A 22585-nucleotide genomic window follows, 5' to 3' on the forward strand; every position below is an offset into this window, starting at 1 on the left:
GGACCGATACTTGAATTAATGAACAATGCCTATGCGAGTAATAGAATGTTTCCAATAATAGCCGTTGACATCTCAGGTCGTCACAGGATAAATAAGGAGTACTACATGGTCTGTGCTGCTGTTGCAGTTGATGTCTCTGCAAGTCATATCGAATCAGTTTCCCAGATCGCTATCAAACCGTTCCTGACAACTTCAGCACCAGATATTGCAGATGTTGTTAGCATTATCGAAACAACGGTTGCGGAGATCAAATTCCCTGGTATCATTGTGGTGGAGCACGGCGATCTGTACAATCAGCCGGAATGGCTCTCAAAGAGAATGTTCTCACGGGAGTTCAAGTATCAGGAATCTCTAAGCGAAAGACTGGCAATAGAATTTGCACACCATGTGTCCCTAAGTTCCAGAAATCTCCTTATGAAGGAATTAGGTATTGCTTGATCGATCGATCGATCGATCGTTCATTAATCGATTGGTCTATCTCTTTATCGATAAACATCGGATAATGTATCTGCATAATCCAATTCAAGGGTGTACTATGAAAAAAACCATTGTTGTCCAACGAAATGATCCGAATGCTGATGATGCCTCAAATGAGCGGAAGCTGGCAGAGCTCAAGGAGCTGGCGCATGCCGCTGATTATGTGGTTGTTGGCGCATTGGTGCAATCAAGGTATCCTGACAGGAAGTACCAGATAGGTCGTGGCAAGGCAGATGAACTCGCAGAACTTGTAGAGGCTCTGGACGCTGAGAAAGTTATCTTCAACAACCAGCTTTCAACGACACAGATCTATAATATCTCCGAGACCTGCAAATGTGAGGTAATGGACCGGTTCCAGCTTATCCTTGAGATCTTTGCTGCAAGAGCTACCACAAGGCGTGCAAAACTGCAGGTAGAGCTTGCAAAATTACAATATGAGCTTCCTAAAGCAAGGTCTATCGTTTCCCTGCTGAAGAAAGAGGAACGACCGGGGTTTATGGGTCTGGGAGGCTATGAGGATTCTTATGAACAGGATATTAAGAAAAGGATCGTGAGGATCAGGGCCGAACTTCTGCATTCATGCAAGGGAAGTGAGTCCCTTCGCAGTTTCAGGCATGAGAGGGGGTTTTCTCTTGTAGCTCTGGCAGGTTATACGAATGCAGGAAAAAGCACCCTTTTCCAGTCACTTGTGAAGGAAGGAACAATAGTCGAGGACATGCTCTTTACGACATTATCTCCTACAACACGTTCTCTCACGATCAATAAAAGAAGAATGCTTCTGACAGATACTGTGGGATTTATCGAAGATCTCCCGCACTGGATGGTGGATGCTTTCAGGTCAACGCTTGATGAGATCTTCCTGGCTGATATCATCCTTCTTGTGGTGGATATGAGTGATCCTGTGGATGTCATCAGGCAGAAACTGGTAGTCAGTCATGATATCTTCTGGAAGAGAACAGAGGGTGCTGTGATAGTTACTGCTCTTAACAAGACAGACCTGCTTCCGGAAGAAGATCTGCAGGAGAAACTAGATGTTATTAGCTATCTTGCTCCACATCCGGTTATGATATCTGCAATATCGGACAAAGGTACTGATGAACTTAAGCAGCTTCTATATGAAAACCTGCCAAAATGGGAACATTCCAAGATCTCCATTCCGATGTCCGAGGAGGGGATGTCCACGGTCTCATGGCTTTATGATGAAGGTATTGTGCACACTATCGAGTACGGGGATTCCATTCTCATGGAAATCGAAGCGAGGGACGAGATCATTCAAAAGGTGAAACCTTTCGTCATCTCTTCTTAATAATATTAAAAGAAGCTTAATAATCGTTCGCATTTATACGAAAGGTTTATATATGTTCGGGTCGTTTGTACAATTGCGAACGGGTTTCTTCATACATCCCCTAAGTACTACACCACAAATCCCCTATGTAATCGACTTGATTCACCCCGTTCGCTTTTTATCCTCCATTTTTATTTTTTGACCAATTATGCAGGGCATTCTTCAAAAACTTTATAACTGGAAAGCACAGCATTCTCTATATGCGTATTGATCTTCATGTCCACTCCTGTTTTTCAAAGGATAGCAATGCTGAAATAGATTCTATTCTTAAATTTGCAAAAAAAAATGGTCTTGACGGTGTTGCAATATGTGATCATGATACCCGAGAGGGCGGCCTTGCCTGTGCCAGAAGAGCAAAGGAGTTAGGCTCTGATATGATTGTGATCCCTGGTATTGAGGTCACCTCTTCTAAAGGACATATCCTGGTGCTTGCTCCCGATGGGGACATCGAATCAGGAATGACCCCTGAGAAGACCATAGAACGTGCAAGGGAGCTTGAAGGTGTTGTGATAATCCCTCATCCTTTCAAGATAACATCTCATGGTATCGGGTACGTTGAAGGGCTTGATATTGATGCTGTGGAGGTCCTGAATTCCAGGTGTGTGACCGGTGGTTCCAATAACAAGGCAAAAAAGGTGGCTAAAGAGCTTTGTCTCCCGCAGGTCGGTGGAAGTGATTCACACGAAGCGAAGATGGTTGGTTGTTCCTACACTGAGGTAGATGCCTCGGAAAGGACATTGGAATCCGTACTTCAGGCTATACGTGATGGGAAAGTAACTTCCGGAGGACGAAGAACTCCTGTTTCCTATGTTGTGAAACAGATGATCGTGGGTACCGGGAAAAAGATAAAGCGTGCTTTCGGTATGCGCACATGATGTCGTTTTTGTATTGATATAGCTATCCTTCAAAGATATCATCTATTAGATATCATTCCTGAAGATATTCCTCATTGAACATCTTCAATACCAAAAGGAATGTTGAGATCAATAATGGTCCTACTACAATACCTATGATCCCGAAGAGGTAGATACCCACAAATATTCCGAGCAGGGATACGAAGGGGTGCATTGCTCCTACTTTTTTCTGAATTAAAGGCCTGAGGACATTATCTATATTGCTGATAATAATGCCCATTACAAGTATTGCAACACCTGCAACATAGTTCTTCAATGCAAATTGTATGATAGCTGCAGGGATCCATACAAGGGGGGCACCGACCACAGGCAAAAAAGACAGGATCGCAGTGACAGCTCCCCAGAGTGTTGCTCCTTGTATTCCTACCGCATAGAAGGTCAGGCCAATGAGAACTCCCTGAAGGAGTGCTATCAACAGTGTGGCAATGAGGGTGGATTGTATGACGTTCTTGAGCTCTCTTATAAGTATTTCAGTGTTCCTGTTGTTGAACGGGACAAATTCCCTGAGCTTGTTATCAAACCCTGTGTTAGTGGATGTGAACAGGTAGTATAGCAAAAAGAACATGATGGTGAGGGAGATGATCTGCCCGCTGATGTTCTGCAGTGCTGATAAGAGGTACCTGCTCGTATATGAACCTACAGTGGATGCGATGTTGACCACTTTTTCCTGGATGTTCAGGTCAGGTGCAATTTCATTCAGGTAGTTTATGTTCTCTGTGATGTCAACATAGCTAATGTTGGTGGCAATGCTGCTGATAACGATTTCGAGCTCTCCTACGATAGAAACGAACAGGAAGTAAAGTGGTATGAGCACCAGTATTATTGACATCATCATCACGGAAAGTGCAGATGCATCCTTTCGCAGTTTAAATCGTTCTGTAAGCAGGCAATATACCGGTTTGAATATTACATAAAGGATGAAAGCTCCCAGAAAAGCATTAATGTAGGGTAGCAGTGCGTAGCTTAGCACGATCGCAAGTATGATTATACATAGGAGTGCTAAAACCATCTTTACAGATCGTTCTTTTCTCATCACAATTCATCCAGTCTGATTATTTATAGTGTTCGAACAGAACAAAAGAGTATTATGGGATTAAAAGATACGGGATCAAACAGACAGCATAACTGTGAATGTTGTGCCAACTCCGACCTCACTTTCCACAAAGATATCTCCCATGTGTGCTTCAATGATCTTCTTACAAATATGCAATCCGACACCAGTGCCTCCATATTTTCTTCGGGTCGATCCATCGACCTGATAGAAACTGCTGAAGATGTTAGGTAAAAGCTCCTCAGGGATACCTATGCCTGTATCTTTAATCTTTATTTCTACGGTATCATCGTAGGTGGAGGCGGAAACTGTGATCTTCCCTCCGGTAGGTGTGAACTTTATTGCATTGTCCAGGAGGTGGGTAAACATCCTTTCCAGATGATCGATGTCTCCAAGGATGGCAGGAAGGTTTTTCGGTACATGACTTTCAATTGTCAGTTCCTTCTTTTCTACATATAGAGCTCGATCCTCGAGGATGTCCTCAATAAGTCTTGCCGGATAAAGTGGTATTATATTGTACTTGATGTTCTGGTTGCGTTCTCCGCTTACGTAAAGAAGTGAGTCGATCAGATGTCGAAGCCTTTCAGAATTCCTGAGGACCGCATCCAGTGCATTTTTTTGTGAATCGTTTACTGTCCCCAGCTTCTCTTCCATTAATAGTTCACAAAAACCTTTTATGGATATCAGTGGTGTCCTGAGTTCATAATTAAGATTTGTCAGGAACTGGTCCTTTATATTATCGAGTAACTTGAGTTCCGTGTTCGCCTCTTCCATTGCGTTCTCTGCAAGTTTTCTCTCCGTGATATCATCACCGGAACTAATAGTTCCCACAATGTTCATTTCATCGTCCCGGAGTATGACGTCGTGCCAGAGTACCCATCTTTCGTCTTTATTTTTGGTAATGATGGGCTTCTCTGAGAACTCAGGAGGTTCAATAGTACCATTAATAACTCCTAAATACCCTTTCTTTATATCCTCTCTGATGTATTCCGGTACGAAAACATCGAACCAGTTCTTTCCCATTACCTCTTCTTTTGAGTAACCAAGAACATCACAGGCTTTCTGGTTCACGAGGGTAATCCTGAAGTCCCTATCAACAACTCCGATGATCGAACCTGCGACATCAATATATCTTTGTACCTGATCCCTTTCTTTGACAAGTTCCTCGTGCAGATGACGCATACGAAGAAGTGAACGTACTCTTGTGGTAAGTTCCAGTTCATCGACAGGTTCTATGAGGATCTCATCCGCATTTTCCTTAATTGCATCTGTCTTTTCTTCATTTTCGAGAAGGGAAGTAACCACTATTACAGGCAATAGCTTGTTCCAGAGTTTTTTCTTTATTGTCTTGCAGACATCGTGCCTTTCCATATCAGGCAGGTCGCTGCCAAGAAGAATAAGTTCGGGATTTTCTATTTCTACTAGTTCAAGGGCTTCATTGCCTTTAGTAGCCCTTATTATATCGTAGTCGGCTGAAAGAACAAGGCTCAAGCTTTCAACATCAGGACCTTTTGCTTCTACAACAAGGATCTTTGATCTCTTGTTTCCGTTATGTTCCCTGGTACTTGTCTTCATTAATGCTCCTGTAGAATTCCATCAATAGGATGGTATTACAGTAAATAAAAATGTATAATAAGGTTATGGTCGTTCGTTTGTTTTGAAAGAACTATTATCTGGGAAATCTGATAAATATGACACTTGTTATTTGAGAAGTCCGATATTCTCTTTCTTGATCACGTGGTCATAGTTCTTATATCCGAGGATATCTGCTATCACATTCGTCTGTTTACCTTTGATGGCTTCAAGTTCTTCGGATGTGTAGTCTGTGATACCTTTTCCAAATACTTCTCCATCACATTCCAGTTTTACTATGTCGCCTCTGTCAAAGTTGCCGATGACCTCGACAACACCGGATGGGAGCAGACTCATACTGTTGGAGATAGCCTTTTTTGCTCCAGGATCGACTATGACGGTTCCGGATGCTTTCCCAAGTATTATCCAGCGTATCCTGTTCTTGTGAACGTACTGGTTTGCAAGGAAGAGTGTTCCAATGGTTTCTCCGGCAAGTATTCTGGTAATGCCATTATCCACATTGCTATTGGCAATGACCATGTAGCAGCCGGCCATATTGCATATCTTTGCAGCTGCTATTTTAGTGCGCATGCCTCCAACACCTTTCATGCTGGTAGGGCTTCCGCCATAGCTTTCGATGGTAGGTGTGATATCTTCCACGGTATTCAATAGGACTGCGTCATCATGCCTTTTCGGGTTCTTGTTGAACAGGCCGTCTATATCGGTCAGCAGTATCAATAGGTCAGCTTCAGTCTTACTTGCAACCATTGCTGAAAGCTTGTCATTATCGCCAAGTGTTGCCTCGATCTCATGAACACAGGTTGGGTCATTCTCATTGATGATCGGGATAACGCCGTAGCTTAAAAGTGTGGAGATACTGTTCCTGAGGTTCAGGTATGTTAACCTGTTAGTGAAAGAATCGTATGTCAGGAGTATTTGTGCCACGTTAAGGTCATGTTTGTGGAAAGCTTCCATCCAGTGCTGCATCAATACACCCTGTCCGACAGCGGCAGCTGCCTGGCGTACGGGTATCTCTTTTGGGCGGCAGTTCAGGTTCAGGATCTCTATACCAATTCCAATTGAACCGGAACTGACCAGTATTACCTTCTTTCCGGCATTATGCAGCTCAGATACCTGTGCTGCAACCTTTTCCATAAATTCAGTATTAAGGCTTCCATCTTCCCTGCTGATCGAAGTTGTACCTAACTTGATGACTATTTTCTTAGCATCACCCAGTATCTGTTGCCTGTTGATCAAAGTGGACACCCTTTTGTTATTATCAGTTGTTCAAAGCATCGGATAGTTTACTATCGATTACCCTGTGGGTGAATGGCTTTGGATCATTTCCGGCATAATCGGAGACCTTGTCCCCATTACCCAACAATACATATTTGTAAATGACAAGTCCTTCCATTCCCACCGGTCCACGTGAATGTATCTTGTTGGTGCTAATGCCAACTTCTGCACCTTTGCCATAGCGGAACCCATCTGCAAACCTGGTGGAAGCGTTTACCATGACACTTGACGAGTCCACAAGATCGATGAACTGCTTTCGTTTTGCTGCATCTTCTGTGATGATCGCATCTGTATGGTGGGATCCATAGCTGTTGATATGGTTGATCGCCTGCTCAATGGAGTCAACGAGCTTTACTGAAAGGATCAGTTCATTGTATTCTGTTTTCCAATCTTCATCGGTTGCCTTTTTTATGTTCTTCAGGCCAAGATTTTCTGCAATAACGTATGAATCCTCATCAAAACGAAGCTCAACTCCTGCTTCATCATACCTTTTCATCATTTCGGGCATGAAGTCCTCAGCTATTTCCTTGTTTATGAGCAGGGTTTCCATGGCGTTGCATACTGCAGGGTATTGTACTTTTGAGTCGAAGCATACATCATACGCTTTGTTCATATCAGCACTGTTGTCCACATAAACGTGACATATCCCATCTGCGTGGCCGAGCACCGATATCTTTGTATTATCCTGTATATATTTCACGAATTCGTTAGAACCGCGTGGGATCAGGAGGTCAATATAATCATCAAGTGCGAGGAGGTCCATGACCTCTTCCCTTGTTTCCATGAGCTGGAACGCACCGTTTGGTATCCCTTCTGTATTTTCCATTGCCTTGACAAGTATATCGAATATTGTACGGTTGGAGTTCAATGCTTCGCTACCACCTTTGAATATGGTGGCGTTTCCACTCTTGAGGCAAAGTGACATGATCTGTGGGACAACATCCGGACGGGATTCGAAAATAACTCCTATAAGTCCGATAGGGCAGCTTACCTGATAAAGGTCCAGACCAGTGTCAAGTTCAAGCGTTCTCATTGTTTTACCGGAAGGGTCCTCAAGTTTGATAACATCACGAATACCGCTGATCATTCCATCGATCTTCGAATTGCTGACCTTAAGGCGGTCTACGAGTGCCTGTGAGAGTTTACCTTCAGCTTTCATTCTCCCGGCTTCTTCGAGGTCAGCGTTGTTTGCTTCTATTATTCTGTTGCGGTTTTCGTCAAGTGCTCTGGCCATGGCTTCAAGAGCCCTGTCCTTTGTCTGAGTGTCTACACTTGCAAGTGTAATGGATGCCATTTTTGCTTCCATTACTTTCTTTTCTATCTCTGTAGCCATGAAGTGATCCCCTTGTAAAAAGATAATATAGTAATTTGTTCGAAGTTTTGTTTTTCAGGTCCGGTTTGAATGCTTTTGATGATGATTACTTCCCTGATATAATTATCGATTTACCTGCTTTCTTTTCATATTTGTAATATCCTGAAGGTGTCTCTAGTAAAACGGTTTCCATCAAACAAAGCTTTCGCTCATGAAAAAAATGTTATATCAAAATAAAAAAAGCGGACTATTATGTCCGGATCTAAAAAAAGATAGAAAAAAGCAGGCAAAGCCTACCTTTTCAAATTTATGTTTATTTTGCTGGGATGATGAGTGATCTCTCACCAGCTGGCTCGAACTCTCTGATTGCGCCTCTTCCAAACTCTTTCCTTGGTGCGGTAAAGTCGAATGGGAGAAGTTCATCTGCGAAGCAGACCTTGATCAGTGGGTTGACTGCCCATGCATCTCCACGTCCTGCGTGTGCTGCTGAAGTGATTGCGGCGTAACCACCCTGGTGACCTACATTCATTGCGTAGTTAGGGTAGTTTGGACCACGGAGCTCAAGAGGCAGACCTTCGTCGGACTGGAAGGAGAATACGTTTGTAGCACCACACTGGTCCTGCAGGTCGAAACCGAAGAAACCAAGACGTCCGAGTGCTTCCTTGTGCAGGTACATTGAAAGGTACCATGCGGAAAGACCAGCGTTTCCGTTTCCGGTTGCGAGTGCTGTTGCACTACCTGCTGCTGCGGAGAGTACTGTTGCTCTCTGGGAACCACCGAAGTGGTCTTCGAGTGCGGTTGGGTACTTCTCGTAGTTCTCGATACCATATATCGTGGACTCTGTTGCGATGTCCTTGACAACATCCATTGTTGCCTTTACCTTGTTGTCGGTACCCTTGTTTGCTGCACCATCGTACTTGTCGTTGATGTAGTCAACGTTGTAGTAGATGTTGTCATCAAGGATGTTGTTGGTGTATGCAGCGGTTGCATACTGTGTGAATCCGACACCACCAGACATGTAGGAACCAAGCCAGATCTGATCGTAGAGCATACATCCTGCACCGACTACCTCAAGGGCTACGTGTGCTGGGTCTTCTGCGTCAACACGGCTTGTCTGTATGATATCTGCCATGTGACCGAAGGAAATTCCACCAGGCTCGTTTGGACCACGTGCACGTCTTGCTGGAAGCATATCTCCCATTGAGATAACCCCAGCGTGCTTTGCTGCGTATGAAAGATCAGCTACTGCTGCTTCACCAGCACACATGTTGTATGCTGCGATGAAGGACATACCGACCTGCATTGCCATCCACCTTGAGGTCTGTGCACCATCTGTTGTTCTGCTTACAACGGTTGGGATGTGTGCTGCCTGCCAGGTTGTCTTTCCGATAGCTGCTTTGAGTGCTTCTGCCTGCTCTTCTGGGAACTGCTTGTTGATGTCAATGAGGAACTGGTCATCGATCTCATCTGCAAGCTCGTCGTCACCGGTGAAGATCTTACAGTAACAGTCATCTACAAGAGCTGGGTGTGTTTCGACCATGTGCTCCTGAACAACTGCTCCGCCAGGGAGTGCGTGGTTGAGCACTTCAAGGTAGTGGTTGATCGTTTCTGGTGTGACTTCTATACCGAGACGCTTCTCGAGTGTCTCGTGAGCCATGTCCATGCCGACGATGGTGGTTCTTCTGATGTCATCCCACATCTGCTGCATTGCAGCGTTGTTGACGTAGTGGAGGTCATCGGACTCGACCATGATGTCAGTGCCGGAAATGAATGATGGGGTAAGTGCTCTCTGACCGAGTGGGATACCACCGCAGTGCATCATTGGGTTGTAACCAACGAGTCCCCTCGCAGCTGCCATTTCCTGACCTGCTTTCTTCATCTCGACTTTTCTTGGGTTCTGGTCAACACCAAGACGGTAGTATGTCACTTTCTTGTCAGTGATCTCTCCGCCTTCCATCTTGTTGTCGCCGTGTTCTTTTGTGAATTTGACTTCCAATTCTTTCTGGAATAATCTCTTTCTATCATCTGCCATTTATCTCACCTCGATTACTCTGGCTTGAATCCATATGCGGTTCTCTTCTCAAATACTGTGTGGACCCATTCGATGACCTCTGCGTCATCTCTGAATGCAACATTGTCCACACGGTAGATTGTGGTTCTCTTGGCAGCCTCGTCCTCGGACATTGCTTTTCCAAAGTCGACCTTCTTGTCGATTGCCCTTCCTACCTGGTCCTTGTGCATGATAACTACGCCGTTCTCGAGGCGGCATCTGTCAAGCATGTCAAACATGATTCCATCTTCTGGGAGACGGAGTGAGTGACCGTGGACAGTTGCGCCACGAAGGCTTGCAAGTGCTGGACAGGTCATTTCTGTCTCGAGCTGGAACTTTGCAATCTCTTCCATGTCTCTCTCACGAGCTTCAACGACCTGACGACCGGAAAGTGTACCTGGATCGACACCTCTGTAGTTGATCGCTGCTGCGTAGGACCTGAAGTATGGTGTTGATGGTGCGTTGTACATTGAGTCGACGAACTGAACGTACCTTACCCTGTCACCAGCTTTTGCGCCTGGTGTTGGTTCGACCATTTCTCTGACTGAGCATTCTGGTTCACCCATCTCAGCGAGTGGTGGGTGTGTGCTTGGGTAGTCACTACCTGGTGCACGGTGTCCGAGTACTAATGTAAGGTCGTCGTCAGAGACTTCCCTGAGCTTTTCGACGTTTCCGGACATGTGCTTTCTTCTGTTTTCTGCAACGGATGTTGCACCTGGATAATATTGTGCTTCGTATGCCATATTATACACTCCTTAGTTATCAATAGATCTCATTGTGTTCTTTACGGATTTCACGAGTTCGTTCAACTTGTCTCTTGGACATGATTCCCCTCTTGTGACTCCTGACACAATATCCATAACTTTTCCTTTTGTTAGGGTCTCGTTATTTTTAGGCTTCACAAATTTGGTCTTAATTCCTCCCTTGGCAAAATCTTCAAAGTCGACATTTGTCTGACAGACGATTATTGCCGGGACCTCTGCATCCTTTAGAATTTCCCTTACTTTTTTTACCACATGGTCTCGTATGTTCCCTGTATGGATAACTGCCAGTTTATGCCTTGATATCTGCGCAACTTCTTCAGGTGTTATCCCGAATGCGCCTGATCTCATTGGTGTATCAGGTATACCTGATCCTGAGTTCAATACCAGAACACTGACCTGTATATCCTCCCTGCGCATGCCGTATGTGAGTTCACATATCGGTTTTGTGATGTGACGTCTGCCGGGACTCATTGCGACTGTGATGACATCAGGGCGTCCGGTTTCGGAAAGAGTGCCGCGTTGTGCAAGCCCTCCTCCGCGTCCCAGGCCCATTCCATGCCTGCAGTCTACAACTTGTGTTTCCCGGTCAAACATTTAACATCATTCCGCTGGATTTAAGGTACAAATACGATTACCCACTTTGCCTTTTGGATCTGCCAGTCCAAGGACTGTCGGATCTGCTTCAGGACCACGTTTTGCATAGTCGGAAACGGTCTGCTTTTTTTGTAAGAAAAGTCCTTCCCTGAACTCGAATCCCATCGGGAGTATTCGCTCACAAACTTCCCTGATGTTGTCTCTTATTTCAGAGTTGAGGACTTCCAGCCTTATGCGGCCAACGATCACAGCCAAGCTAATGTCCGTTTCACCAATACTGATCGTGTCACTGAACTTATGGTTGACATCCTGTCCTGTCGCAGGACCATATGGTACGGTCACTGGAAGTCTTGGGCCCTGTACGAATGCCCTTGTGATGCCTTCTATTTTGCTCAGTTCGACGAGTAGTTCCTGTGCGGTTTCCGGGCTGAGTAACCTTCGTGGAAATATCTCGATCTGTATGAGGTTCTCTGTGTTTGATGCAGAATCGACCATATTGATTACCTTCAAGATCTGTTAGAGCTCTTGTATTAGAGTGCCCCTGCAACTGCTTTGATTGGCTCTCTGAATTCTTCGATTGAACCGAACACATTTCCAACAAGTCCTGATGTCTTCTCGATGGTAATCATCTGAGTACCTGCATCGAGTGAACATGCAGCGGATACACAAGGAATTGCGAATCCTCTGGAGTGTCTTGTTACAACGTGGTTACCATTGAAGATACCTGGTCCACCGCCACCATAGATTGAGTGGCTGAAGAAAGAGAATCCGACTCCAGTACCCTGTGCTCTACCCATGTCACAGCCTGGAAGACCTGTTTCCTTCTCGAGTATATCGTTGAAGTACAGGATGGTTGATGATACGTTCTGAGCTGCTCTGCCTGCTCCACAGTTTACGAGTGTAGCTGCGAGCTGACCTGCTGCTGCGTATGCGTTCCACATGGAAACGTCATTTGCCTTGTAGAAGTTGTATCCGGATGGTGCCTTGTGGTCGACCTCGATGATACCTGCTTCGATTGCCTTGTCGACAACTGTATTGATGACTGTACCGACTGTACCGGTCTTGCCGTTCTCTTTGACCATTTCGTAGACAAGGTTGTTAGCGTTAAGACCCTGGTATGCGAATCCGAGTAACTGGTGTCTCTCGAATGAACCTACTGCATTACCCATCTCGTACATACCTGCCTGCTCGTATATTGAGGAGAGTGCAGCAGCGTTGAGTGCTTTTCTGCCTGTGATAGCAGCGACGTGGTTGGTCATGATGTTCCTCAAGGAGAAACCGAGACCTTCATTCTGCTGTGGTATGCTGAGAATTGATGCAACGTTACCGCCGCTCATGTCCATGGTTTGTGGATAGCTACCCCAGACAGCACCCTTTACGAGTGGTGCATCGAACATGTCGGTGTTGTATGTGTCAATGATGGTCTGTACAACAGCTGCTGCACTTACTGTACTTCCTGAAACGAAGTCAGCACCAGCGTCTGTTCTTGAGCTTGGGACCTGCACAAGAAGCTGTTTTCCGCCACCGATCACTTTTACGTTTGTGTCGTCATCATCGCTTACCTTTACAAAGTTTGCAACAGACTCTGCGATAGCATCTGCGTTCCCTACGATATCATATTCAAGACCACGTCCGAGAATCTGACGTCCTTTACCACCATACTTGCCGGTTGCGAGACCTTTCTCGATACCTGCAAGATTGATAGCAACAGTTCTCTTTGTGTCTTTGATGATCTTTCCGATTGCTGCATTTGTTGTTGGGGCGAGTGCCATTATGTCGACGCCGCTTTCCAACAGTGTACCTCTGTCGTCATATATGTCTATTTTGTCAGACACGATATTTCCTCCTAATTTTATTCCAGAAATCCCTATGGAAACCACAAATTTGAGCGTTGGCACAGAAGTTTCCTACTGGTGCCGGGTATGTGTTGAATGATGTTCCCATTTGGTCTTTCTTCTAATTGATTCAAATTTGGAACGTTGTTTTCAGGTTTAAAGCTTTTGGATTTGGCGTGAGGTCACCAAATGTAATCATCATTAATCATTATAATATATGTGTATAATGCGGATTAGTCTGAATTATTCCAAGAAATTAACATACGAAATGCATACGTATGGGTAGTTTTGTGTGAAACAAGGGGTCATCTCTATCTTCATAAATTAATTTTGTATGGAATAATAATCAATGTCTGTCCTCTCCCGTTTTTTGCACCACAAAGGTTTAGTACTACATACATTAAGGTACCCACGATCGATATGGAAATAGTCGCAGATGTCGGTGGAAATCCCGGCGTAGATTGTCGCGGGTTTTGCAAGTACTGTTATTTTAAGAAAGTAAAAGACGTACCTGCTTTTGGGTGTAAACATTGTTTCCCTTTTTCAAAGGGATGTGACTATTGCACACGCGGCGTTAAAGAACTCTACTCCGGCTTCAAACCTGCTCAATATGTAATGGGTGAAGTTTCACAAGCCCTGCATTTTGGTTCAGGGGAAGCTGATAAGTTTACCATAAGTGGTGGCGGTGACATCAGTTGTTATCCAGAACTAAAGGAGCTGGTCTCTTTCTTATCACAGTTCAAAAAACCGATACATCTGGGGTATACCAGTGGCAAAGGATTTACTTCTGAAGATGATGCTGCCTTCTTCATTGAGAACGGTGTTACCGAGGTATCATTTACCGTATTTGCAACAGATCCGGAAATTCGTGGAAAATATATGAACGATCCCGAGCCGGAAGCATCCCTTGCTGTACTTCGTGATTTCTGTGCACATTGTGAGGTCTATGCTGCAATTGTTATCATTCCAGGTGCCAATGACGGTGAAGTTCTTGAGAACACACTTACAGATCTGGAAGCGATGGGTGCCTCAGGTGCGATACTCATGCGCTTTGCTAACTCAAGGGAAGAAGGCCTGATACTTGAGAATGCCCCTATTATGGACGGTATAGAGTCTCATACTGTTGAAGAGTTCACTCAGATAGTACGTGATGCTGCTAAAAATCACAGTTTCAGGGTTACCGGCACACCTCTGGAAGATCCTCTCTTTGGATCCCCGTTCGCGATCAGGTTGCATGAGGATCTGCTCGAAAAGTTGCCTGAGGTTACAAAGGAAGCTACAATAATCACAAGTAAGGTTGCAGAAGACAGGCTCTCCGGGATATTTGGCAAGCTGGGAGGCACTGTGAATGTAATTGGGTTGAACAAGGACATCGGTTGCCTTATCACTATCGATGATTTCCGTGATCTTGACCTTTCCAATGTCAAGGAGACTGTTATTATTCCTGGTCGTGCTTTTGTCCATGATCCCGAAGTAAAGGGACTGCTTTGCAGCGATGGTGTGGACCGGCTCGTAAGGCGTGGGCCTGATACATTGACAGTTGACGGCGAGATGTCAATAGGTATGAGCGAAGAAGATGTTCTTGAGCTCGAAATTAAAATGTTCACAGAGCTCATTCAGCAGATCAATGCCATAGGCATGCCTGTGCAGTGATAGCTGTCGGTAATAGACTTGTCCGATCAGTTGCTTAATATATCGATCTGCTAACGAATATATTATACACTGATCGATTGTATTTGTACACTAATATATTGCAGCGTTTGCTGCAATATTTTCACATAAAGTCTGAAAGTCCCATCTGTTTGGACCTGTCATTTTCAAAAAGTGACTTCATGTCATAGCCTATCAGTTCAATGCGCTGTTTTGTGTAACTTGAAACATTGTACTCTTCTGCCACTTTCATTGAAACCTCAAAGTACTTTTTGACAGCTCCCTCGTGAACCGTAAGGATAACCCTGCCACCACATTTTTGACAACTACCTGTAAGTGGTGGTCTGCGGTACTTAGCACCGCATTTGACACATCTTGTCCCCTGTCTTGAGAAAGCTCTCAGGTTTCCGAACATATCCGGCAGGAAGTGGGATATAAGTACCCTCTCTGCGACGTCCGATGCATCAACAGCACGTATCTTCTTCCCCAGTTCAAGCTGTGCATCCATCTTCTCAACCATGCTTCCAAGTGTCTTGTATGCACTTTTAAGCGGACCTGCCGCAATGTTGGATGTGTCGTGGGTGAACATGAACTTTTCATACTGTAATGGGGTGCCAAGTCTGCTGCTGATAAGGTCAAAAGTGTCTTCAAACTCCTTCGGGTTTGCGATCCTCTGTGTGGCTTCGTAGAACTCAAGCGGATATGATTCACATACATCTATATTATGTGCTTCCTTGTCAACCTCGCTGGGGTCAAGGCGTGTGGTCAGAACAAGGGGTGCATCCATCTTTCCTCCCCTTTTGTCCGGCAGGTACTCACGGGAGAAGTTGAGCAGACCATCCATAAGCAGCATGACGCAATCTTCATCCCCGTCACAATTACGCCTTTTTGCAGCATGGAAGAACGGATGGGCATATCCAACCGCAGCTGTGGTAAATCCTACAAGCCTTCCAAGCACTCCTGCTGATGTATGTGGTGCCAGTCCCATCAGGAGGATGCCAACTGTATCATCCCTGGTCTTTGCATTATAATATGGGTCAACTTTGTAATATTTGACAAAAAGATCGTCAATGTATTGCATTGTCCTTAGAAGATAATCAGCACAATCATATGATATTACAAGGTCCTGAACTTTAAGGCAGAGTACCTGCTCGGGGTCTGTAAGCGGTTTTCCATAGATGTCTTCTTCATAGCCAAGTTCCTTAAGTTTCTCGCAAGTGACGCCTATTTCGGAAGGTCTGATGTGTGTGAGTGGTATGTCCGACATGTCATAACGCACTGTTCCATCCTTGAAAGTGAACAGGTCATGTTTTGCCCGGAGAATGCCTTTTTCTAGAGGTTCGGGTGTCATGTCTTTTGACATCATTCTCTTTACACCTTTGAAGGAATCGAGTTTGTCTCTTTCACCTACCTTCTCGAATGCTTTCTGGTAAATGCTTTTGAAATCGATCTTTCTCATACTTGTGCAGGTTGTCTTTGTACCGCACTTGGGACATTCCTTTTTGTTCACAGAGATCCCGCATCTTGGGCAGAATAGTTTTGGTATGGTATATTCGCCACAGTCACATCTGTATTCGATGGTTTCCACGCCACATGCCGGACATATCCTGTTCCCGATCTCTACGGTTATCTCGCCGACCTTTGCATTTGTTGATGCCTTGAAGCTGGCAGCATTCTCAAGTTTTCGTGTATTGCCTCCAGATTCTGCAATGGGGAACAATACATGAGGTGCCGGTGACATCTTTCTTTTATCAGATTTCTCCGGTCTTCCCATCCTTGCACCGATGCGTGTGGGAGCTCTGGGACGTACTTCAAATTCCGTTATCTGATTGATATTGTCAAGTACTTCTTCATGTTCAAGAGAGTCCCACTTCTTTCTGAGTTCGTCATCAAGTCCAAGAGTATATATGAATGGCAGCGGTTCCTCGATCAGTATCATTCCACCGCTGATCTTGTGAAGGACAAGTAGTAGCTCAAGTGTTCTTTTCACCCCGCTTGACAGGGCGGCATCGTATGGCAATCTGAGTACTGTTCTCTCGCTCTCAAGGATGCCATTCTCAGATATAAAATCAGCAAGTTGTTCGAATTTATCATTTTCAATATCATGCCACAGGTATGTGAACTTAGGATGCAGGGCTACTCCATACTTTTTACTGATGTCCAATGCAACATCCTGGGGTGGATCTTTAAGATCTTCTTCATCAACTGACTGATCTCCTCCGGCTTTCCTGTATTCCTGTATCCACCACTCGAAACAGTAGGGTGATGGCGCAAGAGGGTGGTTGTTCTCAAGGAAATCGCCATAATTTATCAGTATCTCGCCGATGTCAATGATCTCTTCTACTTCCTGTCGTAAGTTGTATGCCTCATCTATGCGGTCGATCCTGACAACATCTCCGGATCTGAGCTTTACAGTGGGACCTTCGATGGAATCAACAGGAGCCATTCCTGCTGCTTTTCCAGGTCTTTCAACTTTAAGCTGTGTTCCCGGTGCGATGAAATCGTCCATCACGATCATTCCGGAAGGATTTATTCCTGCGGCTGCAAAGGACGTATTGCGCGACCTTCCATAGCGCAACCGGAATCCTCCCGGTCGGGATGGGTGGGAAAAAACAGGTCTTCCGGCGATCAGGTCTCGCATATACTTATCCTTCGGCTTGATCCTCGGTTTCTCTTCCTTCTTCTCTTCGCCACTGTCGTCAGCTGCGCTCTTTGTGCCGGCAATAAGCTGATCGAGCCATTCCCAGCCATCGATCTTAAGCTTTTTTACATGCTTCTGTATCTTCGGGGCTTTTAGTGCCAGGCCTTCAGCAAGTACCAGGGCCATTCCACCACGTACTCTGTTAGTTCCGATCCTGTCCAGATTACGGTGTCCTTCAACCTCTTCTGCTTCTGTTGGCTCCCCGTCGATGCATATTGGGCAGTTCTCCACGATCAGCCGGATCTCCTCTTCGGATGGGGTGTACTGGAGACTTGCAACCCTTTTGTAGAGCATGATCTCCTCGATATAGCGTTCAACCTCTTCTTTTCGGGGTTTATATCTGTCAATACCAACGCCTCTGCGTACATAATCACCAACAAGGACAGATAGTGCCTGTGCAGTACCTCCTGCACTGCGTATCGGGCCGGCATAGAAAATGCTGACGTATTCTGATCCGTCATCGTTCTTTCCGATCCCTGCACGGTCAATTCCTTCAATTGGGGCAGCAACAACTCCTTCTGTCAGCATGGCAACAGACACACGGATCGCAGCTTCGATTGCATCAGATTTTGAATCAAAGGTACCAACTTTTCCCTGAGCTACTTCTCTTCCAAGGGCCAGTGCAGCTTCTTCTCTTGACCTGGTTTCTTCCAGTTTCCGGATTAGCTCTGCTACACCTTTAACTCCGATAAGGTTCTCCACTCTGTCGGCAAGATCTTTTGCAAGTGGTATTTCAACATGGGGTTTTGGATCTTTTCCCTTTGAGCGCGCATTGTTGACTATTTCTATCTCTTTTTTCAACGTGCTCTCAAGCGTATTGAAGTACTCATGCATTTCCTTGCTTGCTACAATTTCTGCCATGTTGGGTTGATCTCCCTGATTTCATTGACTATAGCTTTTGAAATTAAATAGATGTTGATATTCTTTTAAATTGATTCCATCGAATTTTTATATTTTAAATATTATATGAATTTACATATTAATACGGAGGGGTTGTATTGAACAGGACTATTCTAACATTATTGGTTATCGCGACTTTATTTTCAGTACCTGCATCAGCTGATCTTTTCAGTGAAATGGATCTTATGGTGAATGAATATAACCTGAACGCAGATAGTGTTCCTGGACCCCTTAAGAGCCTGCTTGGCAATGAAGATATTTTTGCAGCAATTGATATGAACAACGGAAGTACTCTTGCTTTGAAAATAGTGACCGAAGATATGTTCGTGACCGAATTTGTTGCTGTTGATCAGGATGAGTCGGATTTTACCCCTTCTATTATCATTAACACTAATGAGAAAACTGTAAGAGAACTTCTTGGATCTGATGATCCGGTGAGCGATTTCCTTGAGGCTTATGATAGTGGTAATATTGAAATTGAAGCAGTAAGTATTGTTAATAAAGTTACTCTTTCTGTTGGCAATGTTATATTGAAATTGTCACAGTTATTGGGATTTGTATGAGCGACTTTATGATCTTGTAATATTCTCAAACACTTGTAATATTGTTTGATCTTCAGGCCGAAATGCCTGGTAATTCTTATTTTTAATTGACCATTCATCCTTTTCTTGCTGTTCTTGTATATCGGGATTCGTTATGGATGCATCACTTATGTTTTATTTCAAGACAGATATGTACAATTTATCCAGTTACTTATATATGCTTACCAGAAAGTACATAAAAGGAGATGTTTAATTATGTACAATTTAAGCTTATCATGAATGCAAACCCCGGATCGGGTCTAAATAGATCTAATTATGAGGTAAAATTATGTCAGTAAAAATCACGGAAACAATTCTTCGAGATGCACACCAGTCTCTTCTTGCGACACGTATGCGAACCCGTAACATGTTGCCGATCGTTGAAAAGTTGGACGAGGTCGGGTATTACTCTCTTGAGATGTGGGGAGGTGCTACATTTGATACATGTATCAGGTACTTGAATGAGGATCCGTGGGAGCGCCTGAGGGAACTTAAAAAGCAAATGGTTAACACTCCGGCACAGATGTTACTTCGTGGTCAGAATCTTGTGGGATACCGTCACTATTCAGATGATGTTGTGGAGAAGTTCGTAACCAAGGCCCATGAGAATGGTATCGACATATTCAGGATATTCGATGCGGTCAATGACATCAGGAACATGGAAAAGGCAATAAGCGTTGCAAAGAACGTTGGTGCTCATGTGCAGGGTACCATCAGCTATACCATTAGTCCGGTACACACCGTGGAAAAGTATGTTGAGTTTGCAAAAGAACTTGCAGATCTTGACTGTGATTCTATCTGCATCAAGGATATGGCAGGTCTGCTTGCACCCCATGAGGCATACGAACTTATAACCTCGCTCAAAAAAGAGGTCGGTCTTCCTGTTGCACTTCACTGCCACTGCACATCAGGCATGGCTTCGATGAGCTATATGGCAGCATGTGATGCTGGTGTTGATGTTCTTGACACTGCATTATCTCCTCTGGCAGGTGGGACTTCCCAGCCTCCAACGGAGTCAGTTGTTGCAGCGCTTGCAAGGACAAAATATGATACTGGTCTGGACCTGGAACTCTTGGCCGAGCCATCACGATACTTCAAGGAAATCAAAGAAGAATACAGGGGTATACTTGATCCGATATCCGAACAGATAGATACGAACGTCCTGCTTTATCAGATCCCGGGTGGTATGCTTTCCAATCTTGTTTCACAGCTCAAGGAGCAGAATGCTCTTGACAAATATGATGCTGTACTGGAAGAGATGCCACGGGTACGTGAAGAACTCGGATATCCACCACTTGTCACTCCAACCAGCCAGATAGTGGGTACCCAGGCTGTATTGAATGTTCTTATGGGCGAACGCTACAAGGTCATACCTAAAGAAGTGAAGGACTATGTGCGTGGTCTCTATGGAAGGTCACCTGCACCTATCAGTTCAGAAATGATCGCAAAGATAATTGGTGACGAAGAACCTATAACATGTCGCCCGGCAGATCTTCTGGAACCTGAGTACGAGAATCTTAAGAAAGAAGCGGAAGAACAGGGTCTTGTAAAGAAGGAAGAGGATGTTCTGACCTATATACTGTATCCTGCTATCGCACCAAAATTCCTGCTCGGTGAGGCTGAAGAAGAGGAACTGGTTCCTGCAACTACTTTACAGGCTGCTCCACAGGTCGACATGGCTATCCCAACCGATTACCGTGTTGAGGTCGATGGTGAGGTCTTTGATGTCAAAGTAGAACCTACCGGAGGTTCTGTTCAGGTTGTCGAGAGTTCGAAACAGGTGGTGGAATGTGAAGGCGCCGTTACAAGCCATATGCAGGGGATGATCCTTTCGATCAATGTCAATGTTGGTGACACTGTTGAGGAAGGGGACAAGATCTGTGTTATCGAAGCCATGAAGATGGAGAATGCGATCCATGCTCCAGGTAGTGGTGTGGTAAAAGAGATATTTGTCTCTGAAGGCGATCCCGTTGGTACGGGAGAAGTACTGATGGCAATCAATTAATCGGGGTATAGATCATGTTCAACAAAGTTCTTATAGCCAATAGGGGTGAGATCGCCATACGCATAATGCGTGCTTGCAGGGAGCTTGGCATCTCCACTGTAGCTGTTTATTCCGAAGCCGACCAAAATGCCCTTTTTGCAAAATATGCGGATGAGGCATATCTGATCGGTCCCGCTCCTTCAAGCCAGAGCTATCTGAAAATGGATACTATTCTGGAAGTTGCGAAAGAGTCCGGTGCAGAAGCGATTCACCCGGGATATGGTTTTCTTTCTGAGAACCCGGTATTCGCAAAGAAATGTGAGGAAGCCGGCATAACTTTCATCGGTCCTTCAAGCGAGGTCATCGAAAAGATGGGTAGCAAGATCGCTGCCCGGGCACTTATGATAGAAGCCGGTGTTCCTGTCGTTCCCGGGTATGATAAGGCGATCGATGATGTTGATGAAGGACTTGAGATCGCAGATTCTATTGGATATCCTGTAATGATCAAGGCATCTGCAGGTGGTGGCGGTATCGGTATGAAGATCGTCCACTCAAGGGATGAGTTCACTTCATCACTGGAATCCATCCAGTCAGTTGCACAATCTGCTTTTGGGGATCCGACAGTATTCGTCGAGAAATATGTTGAAGAGCCACGCCATATAGAATTCCAGATACTTGCTGATAGTTACGGTAATATCGTTTATGTATCAGACAGGGAATGTTCCATACAGCGCAGGCATCAGAAGCTCATGGAGGAGGCACCTTCTCCGATCATGACCCCTGAACTTCGTAAAGAGATGGGCGATGCTGCAGTAAAGGCAGCGGAATCAATAGGTTATGAGAATGCAGGTACAGTAGAGTTCCTTTATTCAAAGGGCGATTTCTACTTCCTTGAGGTCAATACACGTCTTCAGGTAGAGCATGGTATTACGGAGCTGGTCACCGGCATCGATCTTGCAAAACACCAGATCCTCATCGCAGACGGGGAAAAGCTTCCTTTCAAGCAGGAAGATATCAAGATTCAGGGCCATGCTATTGAATGTCGTATCAATGCCGAGGACCCTCTGAACGATTTTGCACCATCACCAGGTAAGATCAGAGGCTATCGTTCTCCGGGAGGTCCGGGTGTACGTATGGACAGTGGCGTCTACATGGGTTACAGCATTCCGCCTTACTACGATTCCATGGTTGCAAAATTAAGTACGTGGGGTAATGACCGTGAAGAGGCCATCAACAGGATGAAACGGGCACTTTATGAGTTTGTGATATAGGGTGTTACTACCAACATACCATTCCATAAATCGGTCCTGGATAATGATGCATTCGTACGTGGTGACCTTACAACCCACTTCATTGATGACAACAATATCCTTGAGGATGTTGTAAGGGTTGTCGAAGAGGATAAGGAAACTGGCGTTACTCTGGGATCAGTACTTTGTTCAAATTCAAAGAATGTTGCAGCCGCAGGGGTGGCGGTTAGTGCCTATGTGAATGCTGCAAAACAGAAGATGAACAATCAACAGACTAAATAAGGTCTGTTGATATATTGTTTTATAATA

At 44.9% G+C, this 22585-nt stretch carries 16 protein-coding genes and 1 pseudogene; 7 read left to right on the forward strand and 10 right to left on the reverse strand.

Annotation, left to right across the window (positions count from 1 at the left end):
* Positions 1–45 precede the first annotated feature (45 nt).
* The 3 genes from E7X56_RS08115 (at position 46) to E7X56_RS08125 (ending at position 2697) form a co-directional block, all read left to right on the forward strand.
* Positions 46–438, forward strand: coding sequence for a DUF2209 domain-containing protein (locus E7X56_RS08115; RefSeq protein ID WP_135606291.1), 393 nt, complete (start codon positions 46–48; stop codon positions 436–438).
* Positions 439–535: 97 nt separating this feature from the next.
* Positions 536–1783 carry a GTPase HflX gene (gene hflX, locus E7X56_RS08120; RefSeq protein WP_135606292.1) on the forward strand — a complete coding sequence of 416 codons (1248 nt, stop codon included), beginning with the start codon at positions 536–538 and terminating at the stop codon, positions 1781–1783.
* Between the two features lie 239 nt (positions 1784–2022).
* Positions 2023–2697, forward strand: coding sequence for a PHP domain-containing protein (locus E7X56_RS08125; protein WP_135606293.1), 675 nt, complete (start codon positions 2023–2025; stop codon positions 2695–2697).
* Positions 2698–2749: 52 nt separating this feature from the next.
* Here E7X56_RS08125 and E7X56_RS08130 read toward each other — a convergent pair whose 3' ends face one another.
* The 9 genes from E7X56_RS08130 to mcrB form a co-directional block, all read right to left on the reverse strand.
* Positions 2750–3769 carry an AI-2E family transporter gene (locus tag E7X56_RS08130; RefSeq protein WP_135606294.1) on the reverse strand — a complete coding sequence of 340 codons (1020 nt, stop codon included), beginning with the start codon at positions 3767–3769 and terminating at the stop codon, positions 2750–2752.
* A gap of 75 nt (positions 3770–3844) precedes the next feature.
* Complete coding sequence (locus tag E7X56_RS08135) at positions 3845–5362, reverse strand: ATP-binding protein (protein ID WP_135606295.1); 1518 nt, start codon at positions 5360–5362, stop codon at positions 3845–3847.
* A gap of 126 nt (positions 5363–5488) precedes the next feature.
* Complete coding sequence (gene proB, locus E7X56_RS08140; RefSeq protein WP_135606296.1) at positions 5489–6616, reverse strand: glutamate 5-kinase; 1128 nt, start codon at positions 6614–6616, stop codon at positions 5489–5491.
* A 22-nt stretch (positions 6617–6638) separates the two neighbouring features.
* Positions 6639–7988 carry a glutamate-5-semialdehyde dehydrogenase gene (locus tag E7X56_RS08145; RefSeq protein WP_135606297.1) on the reverse strand — a complete coding sequence of 450 codons (1350 nt, stop codon included), beginning with the start codon at positions 7986–7988 and terminating at the stop codon, positions 6639–6641.
* A gap of 292 nt (positions 7989–8280) precedes the next feature.
* Positions 8281–9999: a coenzyme-B sulfoethylthiotransferase subunit alpha gene (mcrA, locus tag E7X56_RS08150; protein ID WP_091690538.1), complete on the reverse strand. Its 1719-nt coding sequence runs from the start codon at positions 9997–9999 to the stop codon at positions 8281–8283.
* A gap of 14 nt (positions 10000–10013) precedes the next feature.
* Positions 10014–10760 (reverse strand): coenzyme-B sulfoethylthiotransferase subunit gamma, encoded by a 747-nt coding sequence (gene mcrG / locus E7X56_RS08155; protein WP_091690539.1) that lies wholly within the window; start codon positions 10758–10760, stop codon positions 10014–10016.
* A 12-nt stretch (positions 10761–10772) separates the two neighbouring features.
* Positions 10773–11375 (reverse strand): methyl-coenzyme M reductase I operon protein C, encoded by a 603-nt coding sequence (gene mcrC / locus E7X56_RS08160; RefSeq protein ID WP_091690540.1) that lies wholly within the window; start codon positions 11373–11375, stop codon positions 10773–10775.
* 6 nt (positions 11376–11381) lie between these two features.
* Entirely contained in the window at positions 11382–11870 is a 489-nt protein-coding gene (gene mcrD, locus E7X56_RS08165) for a methyl-coenzyme M reductase operon protein D (protein ID WP_135606298.1), read from the reverse strand.
* 35 nt (positions 11871–11905) lie between these two features.
* Entirely contained in the window at positions 11906–13210 is a 1305-nt protein-coding gene (gene mcrB / locus E7X56_RS08170) for a coenzyme-B sulfoethylthiotransferase subunit beta (protein WP_091690542.1), read from the reverse strand.
* A gap of 420 nt (positions 13211–13630) precedes the next feature.
* Between mcrB and mmp10 the strand changes: the two genes are divergently transcribed.
* Positions 13631–14863 carry a methyl coenzyme M reductase-arginine methyltransferase Mmp10 gene (mmp10, locus tag E7X56_RS08175; protein ID WP_091690543.1) on the forward strand — a complete coding sequence of 411 codons (1233 nt, stop codon included), beginning with the start codon at positions 13631–13633 and terminating at the stop codon, positions 14861–14863.
* Positions 14864–14984: 121 nt separating this feature from the next.
* Here the strand turns inward: mmp10 and E7X56_RS08180 are convergent, their stop codons facing one another.
* Positions 14985–18422: a DNA polymerase II large subunit gene (locus tag E7X56_RS08180; RefSeq protein WP_135606299.1), complete on the reverse strand. Its 3438-nt coding sequence runs from the start codon at positions 18420–18422 to the stop codon at positions 14985–14987.
* Between the two features lie 137 nt (positions 18423–18559).
* On the opposite strand from E7X56_RS08180, the gene E7X56_RS08185 reads away from it, so the two are divergent.
* The 3 genes and pseudogenes from E7X56_RS08185 (at position 18560) to E7X56_RS08195 (ending at position 22558) form a co-directional block, all read left to right on the forward strand.
* Entirely contained in the window at positions 18560–19024 is a 465-nt protein-coding gene (locus E7X56_RS08185) for a hypothetical protein (protein ID WP_135606300.1), read from the forward strand.
* A 307-nt stretch (positions 19025–19331) separates the two neighbouring features.
* Positions 19332–21047, forward strand: a complete 1716-nt coding sequence (gene oadA / locus E7X56_RS08190; RefSeq protein ID WP_135606301.1) for a sodium-extruding oxaloacetate decarboxylase subunit alpha — start codon at positions 19332–19334, stop codon at positions 21045–21047.
* A gap of 14 nt (positions 21048–21061) precedes the next feature.
* Positions 21062–22558, forward strand: a pseudogene (locus E7X56_RS08195) (acetyl-CoA carboxylase biotin carboxylase subunit).
* Positions 22559–22585 lie beyond the last annotated feature (27 nt).

The sequence above is a fragment of the Methanococcoides sp. NM1 genome (assembly GCF_900774285.1).
GTDB lineage: Archaea > Halobacteriota > Methanosarcinia > Methanosarcinales > Methanosarcinaceae > Methanococcoides > Methanococcoides vulcani.